A 13143-nucleotide genomic window follows, 5' to 3' on the forward strand; every position below is an offset into this window, starting at 1 on the left:
CGGCCGCCGTTCAGGCGAAACCGCCCGTCGGCGGGCGTGCCGGGGCCGGGGCCCGTCGACAACTGAGCCGTGAGCCTCCCCCTGATCCCGCCCATGCTGGCCACCCCCGGCAGCCTGCCGCCCGCCGCGCAGGACGCCCGGTGGGCCTACGAGACCAAGCAGGACGGCCAGCGCGTCGTGGCCTACCTGCCCGGGGACGGAAGCGTGACGCTGCGCGCCCGGTCGGGCGAGGACATCACCGCCGCCTACCCCGAACTGCGGTCGCTGGGCGGCGCGCTCGGCCGCCGGCCCGCCGTCCTCGACGGCGAGATCCTGGCGCTCGACGCACAGGGCCGCGCCGACTTCCAGCTGCTCCAGTCCCGGATGGGCCTGGCCCACGCACCCGCCCGGGCCGCGCGGAAGGCGGCCGAAACGCCCGTGCACCTGGTGCTGTTCGACGTGATGCACCTGGCGGACCGGCCCCTGATCACCCTCCCCTACCTCCGCAGACGCGAACAGCTTCAGGAACTCGGCCTGGACGGGCCCTTCTGGTCCACGCCGGGCGCCCTCGTCGGGCACGGCGCCCAGGCCCTGGAAGCCACGCGCGCCCACGGTCTGGAGGGCCTCGTCTGCAAGAGGCTGGACTCCGTCTACGAACCCGGGGTGCGCTCCCGCGCCTGGATCAAGATCAGGAACATGCACAGCGAGGACGTGATCGTCGGGGGCTGGCTGCCCGGCAAAGGGCGGCTCACCGGCCTGCCGGGCGCGGTCCTGGTGGGCCAGCGGGCCGCCGGGCGGCTGCGGTACGTCGGCAGCGTGGGCACGGGGTGGAGCGAAGCGGAACGGACGCACCTCGCCGGGCTGTTGAGCGCCGCCGCCACGGACACCTGCCCCTTCAGTCCGGCGCCACGGGTCGCCGGCGCCCGCTGGGTGCTGCCCCGGCTGGTCGGGGAGGTCCGCTACAGCACCCGCACCCGCGCGGGCTTGCTGCGTCAACCGTCCTGGCTGCGCCTGCGGCCGGACCTCACCCCGGAGGAGTCGGCCGCCGACCTCCCGGACGATTCCGTCTGAGATCCCGGACGCGATCCAAGCGTTCGGACGGTTGTTACCTGTGAGTTGCTTACGACCTCTTGGCGCGGACATGAAAAGCCGGGAAGCTGTCCTGGCCCGGAAGCGGAACTTCCCGGGCAGGGCAACTTCCCTCTCCCCCACAGCCGTTGGGCTGCGCCCGCGCCAAGAGGAGGACGCAGTGTCGTCGAACCGTTCCGGAACGCACCGCAAGAGATGGGCCGTCGGCGCGGCCGGCGCCGCCGCGCTGGTGCTCGCCTTCCCCAGCACCGCCCTGGCCGCCCCGCCCGCGGCGCTGCCGACCAACGCCGAGGCCGCCGAGTACACGTACCAGCCCGCCTTCGACTACGACACGGACGGCTGCTACTCCTCGACGGCGATCGGCCCCGACGGCACCGTCAACGGCGGCCTCAAGCCGACCGGTTCGCTCAGCGGCGACTGCCACGACCTCTCGGACCTGAACAACACCAACACCTACTCGCGCTACAAGTGCAACAACGGCTGGTGCGCCTACCTGTACGGCCTGTACTTCGAGAAGGACCAGGCCCTCGCGAACAGCAGCATCGGCGGCCACCGGCACGACTGGGAGCACGTCGTGATCTGGGTGCAGAACGGCACGGTCCAGTACGTGTCGACGTCCAACCACGGCTCGTTCACAGTGAGCGCCGCCTCCAGCGTCCGCTTCGAGGGCACCCACGCGAAGATCGTCTACCACAAGGACGGCATCAGCACCCACTGCTTCCGGCTCGCCGGCTTGGGCGACGAGCCGCCGGAGAACGCCAAGGGCACCTGGCAGTACCCGCCGCTGGTCGGCTGGAACGGCTACCCGTCGACGGCGATCCGCGACAAGCTCAGCGCGTACGACTTCGGCAGCGCCAACTTCGGCCTGAAGGACGCCAACTTCGCCGCGCACCTGAGCTCGGCCAAGCCCTCCGGCATCGCGTTCGACCCGAACGCCTGAGCAGCGCGGTCCTCGGGCGCGGGACCTAGGTCCCGCGCACCGCCGGGTTTCCGTCCCGCGCCCGATCACCGCACCCCCGCGTCCGGCATACCGTCCGGTCATGACCACGACCGGACACCTCGAAGAAGCCCTCGACCGCGTCCACGCCGCCGGCCCGGAGTTCGACGGCTGGCTCACGAACCACGCCCCCATGGTCGTCGAGGCCCTGGCGACGCACGGACAGGCAGGCGCGGTCCACCGCTGGCTGGACCGCTACCAGGACAGGCTGGACGACTTCCCCGACCGCTCGGAGCCGGTCACGGACGCCAACTGGGCGGAGGCGCTGGGCGATCCGCGCCGCATAGCGGACTGGACCGACTACTACGCCCGCCTGCTCGCCGAGCGGCCCTGGCGGGACGTCCTCGCGACCTGGTGGCCGCGGCTGCTGTCCGGCCTGTACGGCGGCGCCACCCACACCGTCATCCGCGTCGGCCACGCGGTACGGGCCCTGGAGGCCGCCGAGACCCCGCCCCGCATCGCGGAGTTCGCGCACGCCATGGGCTACTGGGCGGCCCGTCACCAGCCGCTCACCGGCATCACGGCGGTGCCGGGCGCGCCGACCGCCGTCGAGGCCCTGGACGCCGTACCGGCCATCGCGCCCGGCAACGTGGGCTTCCGCAAGCGCCTGGCCGCCGTGCACCAACTCCCCGTCTGGGCCGACGACGTCACCGACCCCGACACCGCCCGCGCCCGCCTCACCGAACTCGTCCGCGCCGCGACCCACCGCTACGCCACCCACGGCCACGGCGAGCCGACCATGCTGGTGCACGCGGCCACGGCCCCCAACGCCGTGCTGCGCACCCTCGATTCACTCCCCCGCGACCTGTGGGCACCGAGCCTGCACGCTGCGTGGACCGCGTCCGCGGCGGTGACCGCGATGTACGGCCCGGCCGAACCCGTCAGCTACACGCCACCGGCCCGCCTCGCCCCCGAGGAGGTCCTGGAACGCGCCCTCGCCCACGGCGACGAACACGTCATCAAGCTCGCCGACACGGCCCTGGACGTCGGCGACGAGCAGGCACTGGCGGCGGCGCTGCGCGCGGTCGAGATGAGCGATCCACTGGTCTGATCCCACCGGTACGGCACGGAACGTCCACCCGAAGGGTCTATCGTGTCCCGCATGTCCGTGCCCGAGCTGATCCGTATCGTCTCCCGCGACTCGCCCATGGCGCTGGCCCAAGTGGAGCGTGTCCGCGTCGAGTTGGGCGTCCTTCATCCAGGTGTGCGCACCGAGGTCGTGCCGGTGAGGACGACCGGTGACAAGTGGCTGGGCGACCTGTCCCAGGTGGAGGGCAAGGGGGCGTTCACCAAGGAGGTCGACGCCGCCCTGCTGGCCGGCCAGGCGGATCTCGCGGTGCACTGCGTGAAGGACGTGCCGGCCGACCGGCCGCTCCCGGCCGGCACCACGTTCGCCGCGTTCCTCAAGCGCGACGACATCCGGGACGCCCTGATCCACCCCGGCGGGCTCACCCTGGACGAACTGCCCGAGGGGACGCGGATCGGCACCTCCTCGGTACGCCGGGTCGCCCAACTCGCCGCCACCCACCCGCATCTGGAGTGCGTGCCGTTCCGGGGCAACGCCAACCGGCGGCTGGCCAAGCTGGCGGCCGGGGACGCGGACGCCCTACTGCTCGCGGTGTCCGGTCTGGAGCGCATCGGCCGCGAGGACGTGATCAGCGAGATCCTCTCCCCCGAGACGATGATGCCGCCGATCGGCGCGGGCATCCTCGCCCTGCAGTGCCGCGAGGGCGACACCGAGCTGATCGACGCGGTGAGCGGTCTTGGCGACCCCGACACGCACCGGGAGGCCACCGCGGAGCGGATGTTCCTGCACGTCCTCCAAGGGCACTGCAACAGCCCGATCGCCGGGTACGCGCGTGTGGACCACGGTGGCGAACTGTCGCTGCGGGCCTGTGTGTTCACGCCCGACGGCAAGACCCGGCTGAACGCCCACGAATGGGCGGGCCGCCTCGACCCGGCCACGCTCGGCACGTCGGTGGCCGTCGCGCTGCTGCGTCAGGGCGCCCGCGAAATCATCGACGGGATCCCGCACTGACGACCGGGGCGACGGTCAGGCGGTGCCTTCCTCGGCCTGGTCCCGCAGGAAGTTGCTGACCTGACAGGCCAGGCCCTCACGGGCCGTCCCCGGCTGCACGGCCCCTTCGAGCAGGCCGATGCCGCCCGCCCACAGCCGCCGGTCGGCCCAGTCGTCGTCGACGCGCAGCTGGATCTGCACGTCGACCTGGCTCAGCGCGGCCTCCGGCCCGGCCGCGTAGAGGATGGCGGTGGCCCGGCGCAGGGGGTAGACGTCGAAGCCCTCGATGAACTGCGAGTTGCGCCAGTCGATGAAGGCGCCCTCGCCGTCGGGACCGACCCGTACGTCGATCTGACCGTCCTCCAGATGGATCGTGGAGTGCCGGGCACCGCGGTTCTCGACCGTCACCCGCACACAGAAGTACGTGAGCCCCTCGGCGGCGTCGTCCCGTCCGCGTGGCGGCTCCGCGGCCTCCAGGCGGTGGACGCGGACACGCAGGCCGGCATGCTCGTCGTACTCCTGCCAGTCCCCGACCACGTTCGGCTCGTACACAATCCACCCTCTCCACCCTCAGAGAGCTGCTTCCTATCTGTGTGCTCAGTGCACTGTCAAATGAGCAGAATGCGCTGTGGCCAGCCCATTCACCCCCTTTGATCAGCGATCATGCCGTGCGCAGGAAGAATCCGGCCGGAGCACTCCTCGGGCCGTGCTCGGGCGTGCCGCACATCACGTCCGTGCGCAAGATCAGCGAGCGAGCCGGCCGAGCAACGAGGAGGCCGCCGCGATGCCGAGCCCGGCGGCGACGAGCAGCACCGCGAAGTCGGGGGCGAGATGCGCGGGCGTGCCGAGGAGGAGGCCGCGCAGGGCGTCCACCTGATAGCTGAGCGGGTTGACCTTGCTGACCGCCTGGAGCCAGCCCGGCATCACGGAGAGCGGGTAGAGGGCGTTGGAGCCGAAGAACAGCGGCATGGTGATGGCCTGTCCGAAACCCATCAGCCGGTCGCGGCTCAGGACGATGCCGGCGATGGTCATCGACAGGCAGGAGAAGAAGGCCGAGCCCAGGACGACGACGGCCGCGACGCCGAGCAGCTTCAGCGGGTTCCAGGTCAGGGCGACGCCGAGCACGGCGGCGATGACCACGACCACCACGGCCTGCACGAGCGACTTCACGCCGGCCGCGAAGGCCTTGCCGGTGATCAGCGCCGAGCGCGGGGTGGGGGTGACGAGGAGCTTGTTGAGGATCCCGGCGTCGCGCTCCCAGATGATCTGGATGCCGTAGAAGATGGCGATGAACATCGCGGACTGGGCGATGATCCCGGGCGCGAGGTAGTCGATGTAGGGGATGCCGTCGGTGGGGATCGCCTTGATGCGGGTGAAGGTCTGGCCGAAGATCAGCAGCCAGAGGGCCGGCTGGACCGCGCGGGTGTACAGCTCGGTGCGGTCGTGGCGCAGTTTCTGGAGCTCCACGGCGCACATCGCGCCGACCCGGGCGGGCAGCAGCCGCCAGCCCGCGCGGGGCCGGGGCGCCTGGAGCAGCAGGCCGATGCCGTCAGCCGACGCGGCCTGCGGTACGGCGGGTGCTTCGGACATCGCGGAAGTCTCCTGACTCGTCGTCGAGACCGCTGCCCGCGACCTCGCGGAAGACGTCCTCGAGGGTGGGCAGGGTGGTCGTGCCGCGGCGTGCGGCGAGGCCCTGGCGCAGTTCTGCGGGGGTGCCGAGGGCGCGGACGCGGCCGTGGTGCATGAGGCCGACCCGGTCGCAGTACTGGTCGGCCTCGTCCATGTAGTGGGTGGTGACGAGGACCGTCATGCCGGTGGCCGCGCGGACGGCGTTGATGTGGTCCCACACCCCGGTGCGGGCGATCGGGTCGAGGCCGATGGTCGGCTCGTCGAGGATCAGCAGCCGGGGCGCGCTGACCAGCGCCTGGGCGAGTTCGAGGCGGCGGACCATGCCGCCGGAGTAGGTCTTGGCGAGCCGGTCGGCGGCGTCGGTGAGGTCGACGGCGGCCAGGGCCTGTCCGACGCGCGCGGCGCGTTCGCGGCGGGGCACGTCGAAGACCCGGGCGAACAGGGCCACGTTCTCGCGGCCGGTGAGCCCCTGGTCGGCGGACAGCTGCTGCGGCACGTAGCCGAGCAGGCGTCGTACGGCCATGCGGTCCTCGGCGGCGTCGTGCCCGAAGACCCGGACCATGCCCGCCGGGACGGGCAGCAGGGTGGTGATGCAGCGGATGGCGGTGGTCTTGCCCGCGCCGTTGGGCCCGAGCAGTCCGAAGACCTCGCCCTCGGCCACGGTCAGGTCGAGTCCGTCCACGGCGCGGGTACCGCCGAAGGCGTACGCGAGCCCGGTGCACGCGACGGCGTCCGGTGTCATGGCTGCTCTCCTTCCTCAGGTGCCTCGCGTTCCTCGCGCAGGTTGTCCGCCAGTCGCCGCAGCGCCGGGACCGCCGCGACCAGCGCCTCCCGGTCCGCGTGGGCGAGCTCGGCGACCTGCCGGCGCACGAGGTCGGCACGGCGCCGGCGCCAGGCGACGAGCCGGGCCTCGGCCGCGGGGGTGGGCAGCAGCCGGGCCGCCCGCCGGTCCGCGGGGTCGGTCTCGCGGACCAGATAACCCTGCCGGGCCAGCTGGTTGACCAGCGTCGACACCGAATTGCCCGCCAGGCAGAGGTCCTTGGCGGCGTCCGAGATGCGGATGCCGGGCCGGTCCACGACGAGCCGCAGCAACTCCACCTCGGCGCCCCGCAGGTGCGGCGCGGTCATCTCCCGGCGCAGTCGGCGCCGGATCAGCCGCTGAACCCCGACGAGCGCGTCGGCCAGCTCCTCCGGAAAGGTCTCGTCCTGCACACCACCGAGGTTATCTCTGTAGCAGAGGTAATGAACCCAAGGGACGGTCAAGGCCACAAGGGACGGTCAAGGCCACGTCGAGGTCCGCGGGCGCAGAATTGTTTGGATCGGTTTGTAGCGGGAATTCGCATTTATGTGCTTCGGACCGGAGGCACGTCCGTGGGAGCCGCTTCTCGGCCCCGGCGTCCTCCGCCTGTCGTCCGCGCAGCGCTCCTCCCATGGTCTGTCCCAGCCGGCACCCGCTGAGGAGGTGCGCACGATGCCTGTCACGAGCAGGACGAAGCCGCACCCGCATGACGACGCCCCCGACACCGTCGACGATTTCGTCCGCCTGCGCGAACTGCCCGACGGCCCCGAACGCAAGGCCCTGCGCGACGAGCTGATCCGGCTCTGGCTGCCCATGGCCGAGCGGATCGCCGTCCGCTTCAAGGGCCGCGGCGAGTCCCTGGAGGACCTGTACCAGGTCGCCGCCCTCGGCCTGGTCAAGGCCGTCGACCACTACGACCCCGAGCGCGGCCACGCCTTCGAGGCGTACGCGGTCCCGACCGTCACCGGCGAGATCAAGCGCCACTTCCGCGACCACATGTGGACGCTGCACGTGCCGCGCCGGGTCCAGGATCTGCGCAACCGCGTCCGGCGCTCCGCCAAGGAGCTGTCGCAGACGATCCCGGGACGTGTCCCGACCGTCGCCGAGATCGCCGAGCACGCCCAGCTCACCGAGGACGAGGTGCGCACCGGCATGGAGGCGCTGGAGTGCTACACCGCGCTGTCGCTGGAGGCGGAGATGCCCGGCACCGACGGCTACGCCCTGGGCGACGCCCTCGGCGGCCCCGACCCCGGCTACGACGTGGTCGTCGACCGGGTGTCCGTCGCGCCCTGCCTCCTGGCCCTGCCGGAGCGCGAGCAGAACATCCTCTACCTGCGCTTCTTCCTCGGCATGACCCAGAGCAGCATCGCGGAGCAGCTCGGCATCTCGCAGATGCACGTCTCCCGGCTGCTCAGCGCCTGCTTCGCCAGACTGCGCACGGAACTGGAGTCGGAGGCACGCTGAGCGGTCACTCCGAGGGGGCCCCGGGGATCTGGGTCGGGCCGTGCCGGTCGAGAGCGGCCTCCAACTCGGCGCGGATCTCCGGGGGCATCCGTCCGTCCCGGCCCCAGATCAGAATGAGGTCGGCGACATTGCGGAGCTTGATGTTCGTCCGCTGGGAGACCTCCTTCAGGACCTCCCAGCCCTCGTCCGGGGTCACCCGGCCGAGCGCCACCATCATCCCGATCGCCTGGTCCACGACGGCGTGCGAGGCGACGGCCTCCTTCAGCTGCTCGACCTCCTCCTGCAGTGCGAAGATGCGGCTGGTCTCGTCGGAAGAGTCGCTCGATGCGGGGGTCACGGCTCCATCCTGCTCACTCGGCCGGCGCAATGCCACCGGACCTGCGACGTCGTTTCGGGCGCGCCTCGGGGGTACTCGACAGGCGCCCGGCACAGTTCCGGTTGGACACTGGAAGACAGACCGGTGGCCGCCCGGCCGGCGAGACCAGGACGCGACTGCCATGAATCACGACATGAAACTTCCCCGTGGCACGACGGATGTCGTCTCCACGCACTCCGTCTTCGGCGCACCCTGCTGGGTGAGCCTGACCAGCCGCGACCTGGAGACCACCGAGGGCTTCTACGCCGCCGTGCTGGGCTGGGAGTGGCGGCCGGCCAAGCTCGGCGACCGGTTCCGGATGGCGGTGGTGGACGACACGCCGGTCGCCGGGATCGCCGCGGTCGCCACGATGTGGCAGATGGCTGTCGCCTGGACGCCGTACTTCGCGGTGGCCAGCGCCGACGAGGTCGTGGCCCGGGCCCAGGAACGGGGCGGCACCGCCGCCGTCGGGCCGCTGTCCTTCCCGCCGGGACGGGCGGCGCTGCTGGCCGACCGGGACGGGGCGACCTTCGGGATCTGGGAGGGCGAGCTCTTCTCCGACTGGGAGAGCTGGCGGCGCGCCTCCCCCGCCTTCGTCCGACTGCACACCCGCGACGCCTTCGACGCCGCGATCTTCTACGGCGAGATCCTCGACTGGGCCGCGGACCGCCCTGGGTGCTGTGAGGTCACCTACGAGGGCGGCGAGGTCGTGCTGCGCAGCCAGGGGGAGATCGTGGCGCGGATCGAGTCGGGCGCGCTGGGTGCGGCACCCGACCCCACGATCCGCCCGCACTGGCAGGTGCACTTCGCCGTGTCGGACGTCTCCGCCTGCGCCCGCGCCGCGGAGATCCACGGCGGCAGCGTCCTGTCGAAGAGCGGCGACGAGGCGGTCCTGCGCGACCCCGACGGCGCCCAGTTCACCGTGACGTCGCGTCCCGACCGCTGACCGCAGCGCTCACCGAGGGCCGCGACAGCAGCACCAGGCTGCGCGCACGAACGGTCACCACGGACTCCGCCTTGTGCTCCACCTCGTCCGCCCCCTGGGGCTCCGCGGTGTCGATCAGCGTCGTCCAGCGTTCGCCGTACGCCGGTTCCGGCAGCCGGAAGTCGACCGGCTCCCAGTAGCTGTTCAGCAGCAGCAGGAAGGAGTCGTCGACCACCGGACGGCCGCACGAGTCCGGTTCGGCGATGGCGTCACCGTTGAGGAAGGCGCCGACGGAGTGCGCGTCGGGGCGCAGCCAGTCGCCGTCGGTCATCTCGCGCCCGTCCGGGGCGAACCACACCAGGTCGGGCAGCGGCTGGCCCGCGTAGGTGACGGTCTCGCCGCGGAAGAAGCGGCGGCGCCGCAGGACGGGGTGGGCGGCGCGCAGGGCGACGACGTACCGGGTGAAGTCGGCGAGGTCGCGCTGGTCGCCGGTCAGCCGCCAGTCGATCCAGGAGACGTCGTTGTCCTGGCAGTAGGCGTTGTTGTTGCCGCGCTGGGTGCGGCCGAGTTCGTCGCCGTGGCTGAGCATCGGGATGCCCTGGGACAGCAGCAGCGTGGCGATGAAGTTGCGCTGCTGGCGCGCGCGCAGCTCCAGGATCCTCGGATCGCGGGTCTCCCCCTCGGCGCCGCAGTTCCAGGAGCGGTTGGTGCTCTCGCCGTCGCGATTGCCCTCGCCGTTGGCCTCGTTGTGCTTGTCGTTGTACGAGACGAGGTCGCGCAGGGTGAAACCGTCGTGCGCGGTCACGAAGTTGACGCTGGCGCGCGGGCGGCGCCGGCTGCGCTGGTACAGGTCGGAGGAGCCGGTCAGCCGGGAGGCGAACTCGCCGAGCGAGCCGGGCTGGCCGCGCCAGAAGTCCCGGACCGTGTCGCGGTACTTGCCGTTCCACTCCGACCACAGCGGCGGGAAGTTGCCCACCTGGTAGCCGCCCTCGCCGACGTCCCACGGCTCGGCGATCAGCTTGACGCGGCTGATCACCGGGTCCTGCTGGATCAGGTCGAAGAACGCCGACAGCCGGTCCACCTCGTGGAACTGCCGGGCCAGCGTGGCCGCGAGGTCGAAGCGGAAGCCGTCCACATGCATCTCGGTCACCCAGTAGCGCAGTGAGTCCATGATGAGCTGCAGGACGTACGGGTGCCGCATCAGCAGGCTGTTGCCGGTGCCGGTGGTGTCGTAGTAGTGGCTCCAGTCGCCGTCCACCAGGCGGTAGTAGGAGGCGTTGTCGATGCCGCGGAAGGAGAGCGTGGGGCCTCTCTCGTTGCCCTCGGCGGTGTGGTTGTAGACGACGTCCAGGATCACTTCGAGGCCGGCCTCGTGCAGCGCCTTCACCATCGACTTGAACTCCGCGACCTGGCCGCCGCGGGAGCCGTGGGCGGCGTAGCCGTTGTGCGGGGCGAAGAAGCCGATGGTGTTGTAGCCCCAGTAGTTGGACAGCCCGCGGTCCTGCAGGACGCCGTCGTGGACGAACTGGTGGACGGGCATCAGCTCGACCGCGGTCACCCCGAGGGACGTCAGGTGCTCGACGACCGCGGGGTGGGCCAGCCCGGCGTAGGTGCCGCGGAGTTCGGCGGGGACGTCGGGGTGGGTGCGGGTCAGTCCGCGGACGTGGGTCTCGTAGATGACCGTGTCGGCGTAGGGCCGGCGGGGTGGCTGGTCCGCGCCCCAGTCGAAGGCGGGGTCCGTGACCACACCGAGCAGGGTGTGCCCGGCGCTGTCGGAGTCGGGGGCGTACAGCGAGGGGTCGTTGTCCATCTGGCCGTCCACCGCCCTGGCGTACGGGTCCAGGAGCAGCTTCGCCGGGTCGCAGCGGTGGCCGAGTTCCGGATGCCAGGGTCCGTGCACCCGGTAGCCGTAGCGCTGCCCGGGACCGATCCCGGGCAGGTAGCAGTGCCACACGAAGCCGTCGACCTCGGCCAGCGGGACGCTGCGGTGGCTGCCGTCGTCGTCGACGAGGACCAGTTCCACGCACTCGGCGACCTCGCTGAACAGCGCGAAGTTGGTGCCCTTGCCGTCGTACGACGCTCCCAACGGGTAGGGGTGCCCGTTCCAGACGGGCACCCCTGCCGTGCGTCGGCGCTTCGCGGTCACCGGGCGTCCTCCAGGACGCCGCCCACGAGCGGTTCCTCGCGGGGCACCTGGAGCACCTCGCGCAGGCTCGGCGCGGGGGCCGTCGGCACCAGCGGGACGCGCTCGCCGGCGCGGGCGCGCTGCGAGAACCAGATGACCTTGCTGCCGGTCTCGGTGGCGCAGCAGCCCCAGCCGTCGCTCATCGCGGCGATGTGCGCCAGGCAGCTTCGAAGCTCCTGGTCCGGGCGCAGGTCGCGGTCGTTGTCACCGATCGCGGTGATCAGGTGCTGGCCGTTCCACCACATCTCGATCGACGTCTCCTTGTCGGTCGCGTGCTCGTCGATGGCCCTCAGCAGCATTTCGGCACCGCGACAGACGGGCTCGACGAGGGTGTCGAGATCCCAGTACCGGAGATGAGCGGCCAGAATGCGCTTGACCTGGCCGACCCGTTCCGGGGTGACTTCCACGTCGAGGTGGTAGTAGCAGGGCACTGCGGTCTTCATCTTCGTTCGCTCCTCACCGGCGAAGCTCCGCCTTCACCTCGCCCCTGCGGGACGAGCCCCGAACGCGCAGCGTGAGCAGTGATCGCTCCTGAGTGACCTCAAGCGTGCGGTCGCTACGCCATTCGTGCAACACGAGCAGATCGACGAACGGATCAACGGCCGGATCGCCACCCTGTGCGCAATGGTTGAAGATCCAACAAGACGCTGCGTCGTCGTACGTGCACCATGAGTGAAACCCCCCACGGAAGGTGAACCGCGCCATGCTGCTACCGGCCAAGGCCGAAGTCGCCCGGCAACTGCGGCGGTACCGGGCCTGGGAGCGCGTGATGCTCGCCTCCCCCGCCGACCGCGCGGCCCGGGCCACCTTCGAGGACTCGGGCTACACCCTCTGCGTGCTCATGGGGAAGCGCTGCGCCCGGGAGGCCGCCGACGCCGCCGAACGCTATCTGCGGATGGGTGTCGTCACCTACCTCCAGGAGCAGGACGCGCAGCTGTGTGCCACCGCCCCGGTGCACCGGGGCCCGCCGGTGGAGCTCACCCGTTCTCCCGCGGGGAGGTAGTCCCTTCCGGCGCAGCTTGGATCCCCGGCCGGGCCCCATGGCCCGGCCCTCGGCACGGCGGAGGCGAGACCCATGAGTGCGAGCGAGACCATCGGCCGTATCCCGGTACGGGACGTCCGGCCGGCCGTCGACGGCGGCCGCAGCCCGGCCAAGGCGGTCGAGGGCGAGACCTTCCGGGTGACCGCCACGGTGTTCCGCGAGGGGCATGACGCGGTCGCCGCGAACGTCGTCCTCACCGACCCCGAGGGCCGTGCGGGCCCGTGGACGCCGATGCGCGAGCTCGCCCCCGGCACCGACCGCTGGGGCGCCGACGTCACCCCCGGCTCGGTGGGCCGCTGGTCCTTCCATGTCGAGGCCTGGGGCGACCCGATCGCCACCTGGCGCCGCCACGCCGGCATCAAGATCCCCGCCGGTCTCGACATCGGCCTCGTCCTGGAGGAGGGCGGCGACCTCTACGAGCGGGCGGCCGCCGGGGTGCCCGAGGCCGCCGGGCAGGCGCTGGTGCTGGCCGCGGCGGACGCCCTGCGCGACGACTCGCTGAGCGTCTCGGCCCGGTTGGGGGCGGCGTTGACGCCGGAGGTGGACGCGGTGCTGGCCGCGCATCCACTGCGGGAGTTCGTCACCGCCTCCGACCCGCTGCCGCTGCTGGTGGAGCGGGAGCGGGCGCTGTACGGGTCCTGGTACGAGTTCTTCCCGCGCTC

At 71.7% G+C, this 13143-nt stretch carries 15 protein-coding genes; 8 read left to right on the forward strand and 7 right to left on the reverse strand.

Going from position 1 to position 13143, the window contains the following annotated elements:
- Window positions 1-69: 69 nt before the first annotated feature.
- The 4 genes from ACFUO4_RS45405 to hemC all read left to right on the forward strand — a co-directional run bounded on the left by ACFUO4_RS45405 (window position 70) and on the right by hemC (window position 4103).
- Window positions 70-1050: an ATP-dependent DNA ligase gene (locus ACFUO4_RS45405; protein ID WP_383497131.1), complete on the forward strand. Its 981-nt coding sequence runs from the start codon at window positions 70-72 to the stop codon at window positions 1048-1050.
- Between the two features lie 178 nt (window positions 1051-1228).
- On the forward strand, window positions 1229-2008 hold the full coding sequence (locus ACFUO4_RS45410) for an NPP1 family protein (protein WP_383497134.1): 780 nt from the start codon (window positions 1229-1231) through the stop codon (window positions 2006-2008).
- 100 nt (window positions 2009-2108) lie between these two features.
- Window positions 2109-3116 (forward strand): questin oxidase family protein, encoded by a 1008-nt coding sequence (locus ACFUO4_RS45415; RefSeq protein ID WP_383497137.1) that lies wholly within the window; start codon window positions 2109-2111, stop codon window positions 3114-3116.
- 51 nt (window positions 3117-3167) lie between these two features.
- A complete protein-coding gene (gene hemC, locus ACFUO4_RS45420) occupies window positions 3168-4103 on the forward strand; it encodes a hydroxymethylbilane synthase (protein ID WP_383497140.1) in 936 nt (311 codons plus the stop codon).
- Between the two features lie 15 nt (window positions 4104-4118).
- On the opposite strand, the gene ACFUO4_RS45425 is transcribed toward hemC, so the two are convergent.
- The 4 genes from ACFUO4_RS45425 to ACFUO4_RS45440 all read right to left on the reverse strand — a co-directional run bounded on the left by ACFUO4_RS45425 (window position 4119) and on the right by ACFUO4_RS45440 (window position 6923).
- Window positions 4119-4634 carry a hypothetical protein gene (locus ACFUO4_RS45425; RefSeq protein ID WP_383497143.1) on the reverse strand — a complete coding sequence of 172 codons (516 nt, stop codon included), beginning with the start codon at window positions 4632-4634 and terminating at the stop codon, window positions 4119-4121.
- Between the two features lie 192 nt (window positions 4635-4826).
- Window positions 4827-5672: an ABC transporter permease gene (locus tag ACFUO4_RS45430; RefSeq protein ID WP_383497146.1), complete on the reverse strand. Its 846-nt coding sequence runs from the start codon at window positions 5670-5672 to the stop codon at window positions 4827-4829.
- The gene (locus ACFUO4_RS45435) at window positions 5632-6453 is read right to left on the reverse strand and encodes an ABC transporter ATP-binding protein (RefSeq protein WP_383497149.1); all 822 of its coding nucleotides are present in this window, start codon (window positions 6451-6453) and stop codon (window positions 5632-5634) included. Before ACFUO4_RS45435 ends, ACFUO4_RS45430 begins: the two co-directional genes overlap by 41 nt.
- Complete coding sequence (locus ACFUO4_RS45440; RefSeq protein WP_383497152.1) at window positions 6450-6923, reverse strand: MarR family winged helix-turn-helix transcriptional regulator; 474 nt, start codon at window positions 6921-6923, stop codon at window positions 6450-6452. The genes ACFUO4_RS45435 and ACFUO4_RS45440 overlap by 4 nt, the downstream gene beginning before the upstream one ends.
- Before the next feature lie 259 nt (window positions 6924-7182).
- Between ACFUO4_RS45440 and ACFUO4_RS45445 the strand changes: the two genes are divergently transcribed.
- A complete protein-coding gene (locus ACFUO4_RS45445; protein ID WP_383497155.1) occupies window positions 7183-7974 on the forward strand; it encodes a SigB/SigF/SigG family RNA polymerase sigma factor in 792 nt (263 codons plus the stop codon).
- A gap of 4 nt (window positions 7975-7978) precedes the next feature.
- Here ACFUO4_RS45445 and ACFUO4_RS45450 read toward each other — a convergent pair whose 3' ends face one another.
- Window positions 7979-8311 (reverse strand): ANTAR domain-containing protein, encoded by a 333-nt coding sequence (locus tag ACFUO4_RS45450; RefSeq protein ID WP_383497158.1) that lies wholly within the window; start codon window positions 8309-8311, stop codon window positions 7979-7981.
- 160 nt (window positions 8312-8471) lie between these two features.
- Between ACFUO4_RS45450 and ACFUO4_RS45455 the strand changes: the two genes are divergently transcribed.
- Window positions 8472-9275 carry a VOC family protein gene (locus ACFUO4_RS45455; protein ID WP_383497161.1) on the forward strand — a complete coding sequence of 268 codons (804 nt, stop codon included), beginning with the start codon at window positions 8472-8474 and terminating at the stop codon, window positions 9273-9275.
- Here ACFUO4_RS45455 and glgX read toward each other — a convergent pair.
- Both glgX and ACFUO4_RS45465 read right to left on the reverse strand, forming a co-directional pair.
- Window positions 9247-11400 (reverse strand): glycogen debranching protein GlgX, encoded by a 2154-nt coding sequence (gene glgX, locus ACFUO4_RS45460; RefSeq protein WP_383497164.1) that lies wholly within the window; start codon window positions 11398-11400, stop codon window positions 9247-9249. The genes ACFUO4_RS45455 and glgX overlap by 29 nt on opposite strands.
- A complete protein-coding gene (locus ACFUO4_RS45465; RefSeq protein ID WP_383497168.1) occupies window positions 11397-11882 on the reverse strand; it encodes a pep a2 in 486 nt (161 codons plus the stop codon). Before ACFUO4_RS45465 ends, glgX begins: the two co-directional genes overlap by 4 nt.
- A gap of 260 nt (window positions 11883-12142) precedes the next feature.
- Here ACFUO4_RS45465 and ACFUO4_RS45470 point away from each other — a divergent pair, with 260 nt between their 5' ends.
- Entirely contained in the window at window positions 12143-12442 is a 300-nt protein-coding gene (locus ACFUO4_RS45470; protein WP_383497170.1) for a DUF5133 domain-containing protein, read from the forward strand.
- A 72-nt stretch (window positions 12443-12514) separates the two neighbouring features.
- A partial coding sequence (locus ACFUO4_RS45475; RefSeq protein WP_383497173.1) for a maltotransferase domain-containing protein occupies window positions 12515-13143 on the forward strand: 629 nt, incomplete at its 3' end.

Source organism: Streptomyces sp. NPDC057280 (assembly GCF_042668605.1).
In the GTDB taxonomy this organism is placed as follows: Bacteria; Actinomycetota; Actinomycetes; order Streptomycetales; family Streptomycetaceae; genus Streptomyces.

Bases quoted from the DNA above. Each gene is read 5' to 3' on its own strand.
- ACFUO4_RS45455 (WP_383497161.1), top strand. From the start codon at position 8,472: ATGAATCACGACATGAAACTTCCCCGTGGCACGACGGATGTCGTCTCC.
- ACFUO4_RS45445 (WP_383497155.1), top strand. From the start codon at position 7,183: ATGCCTGTCACGAGCAGGACGAAGCCGCACCCGCATGACGACGCCCCC.
- ACFUO4_RS45470 (WP_383497170.1), top strand. From the start codon at position 12,143: ATGCTGCTACCGGCCAAGGCCGAAGTCGCCCGGCAACTGCGGCGGTAC.
- hemC (WP_383497140.1), top strand. From the start codon at position 3,168: ATGTCCGTGCCCGAGCTGATCCGTATCGTCTCCCGCGACTCGCCCATG.
- ACFUO4_RS45415 (WP_383497137.1), top strand. From the start codon at position 2,109: ATGACCACGACCGGACACCTCGAAGAAGCCCTCGACCGCGTCCACGCC.
- ACFUO4_RS45435 (WP_383497149.1), bottom strand. From the start codon at position 6,453: ATGACACCGGACGCCGTCGCGTGCACCGGGCTCGCGTACGCCTTCGGC.
- ACFUO4_RS45430 (WP_383497146.1), bottom strand. From the start codon at position 5,672: ATGTCCGAAGCACCCGCCGTACCGCAGGCCGCGTCGGCTGACGGCATC.
- ACFUO4_RS45465 (WP_383497168.1), bottom strand. From the start codon at position 11,882: ATGAAGACCGCAGTGCCCTGCTACTACCACCTCGACGTGGAAGTCACC.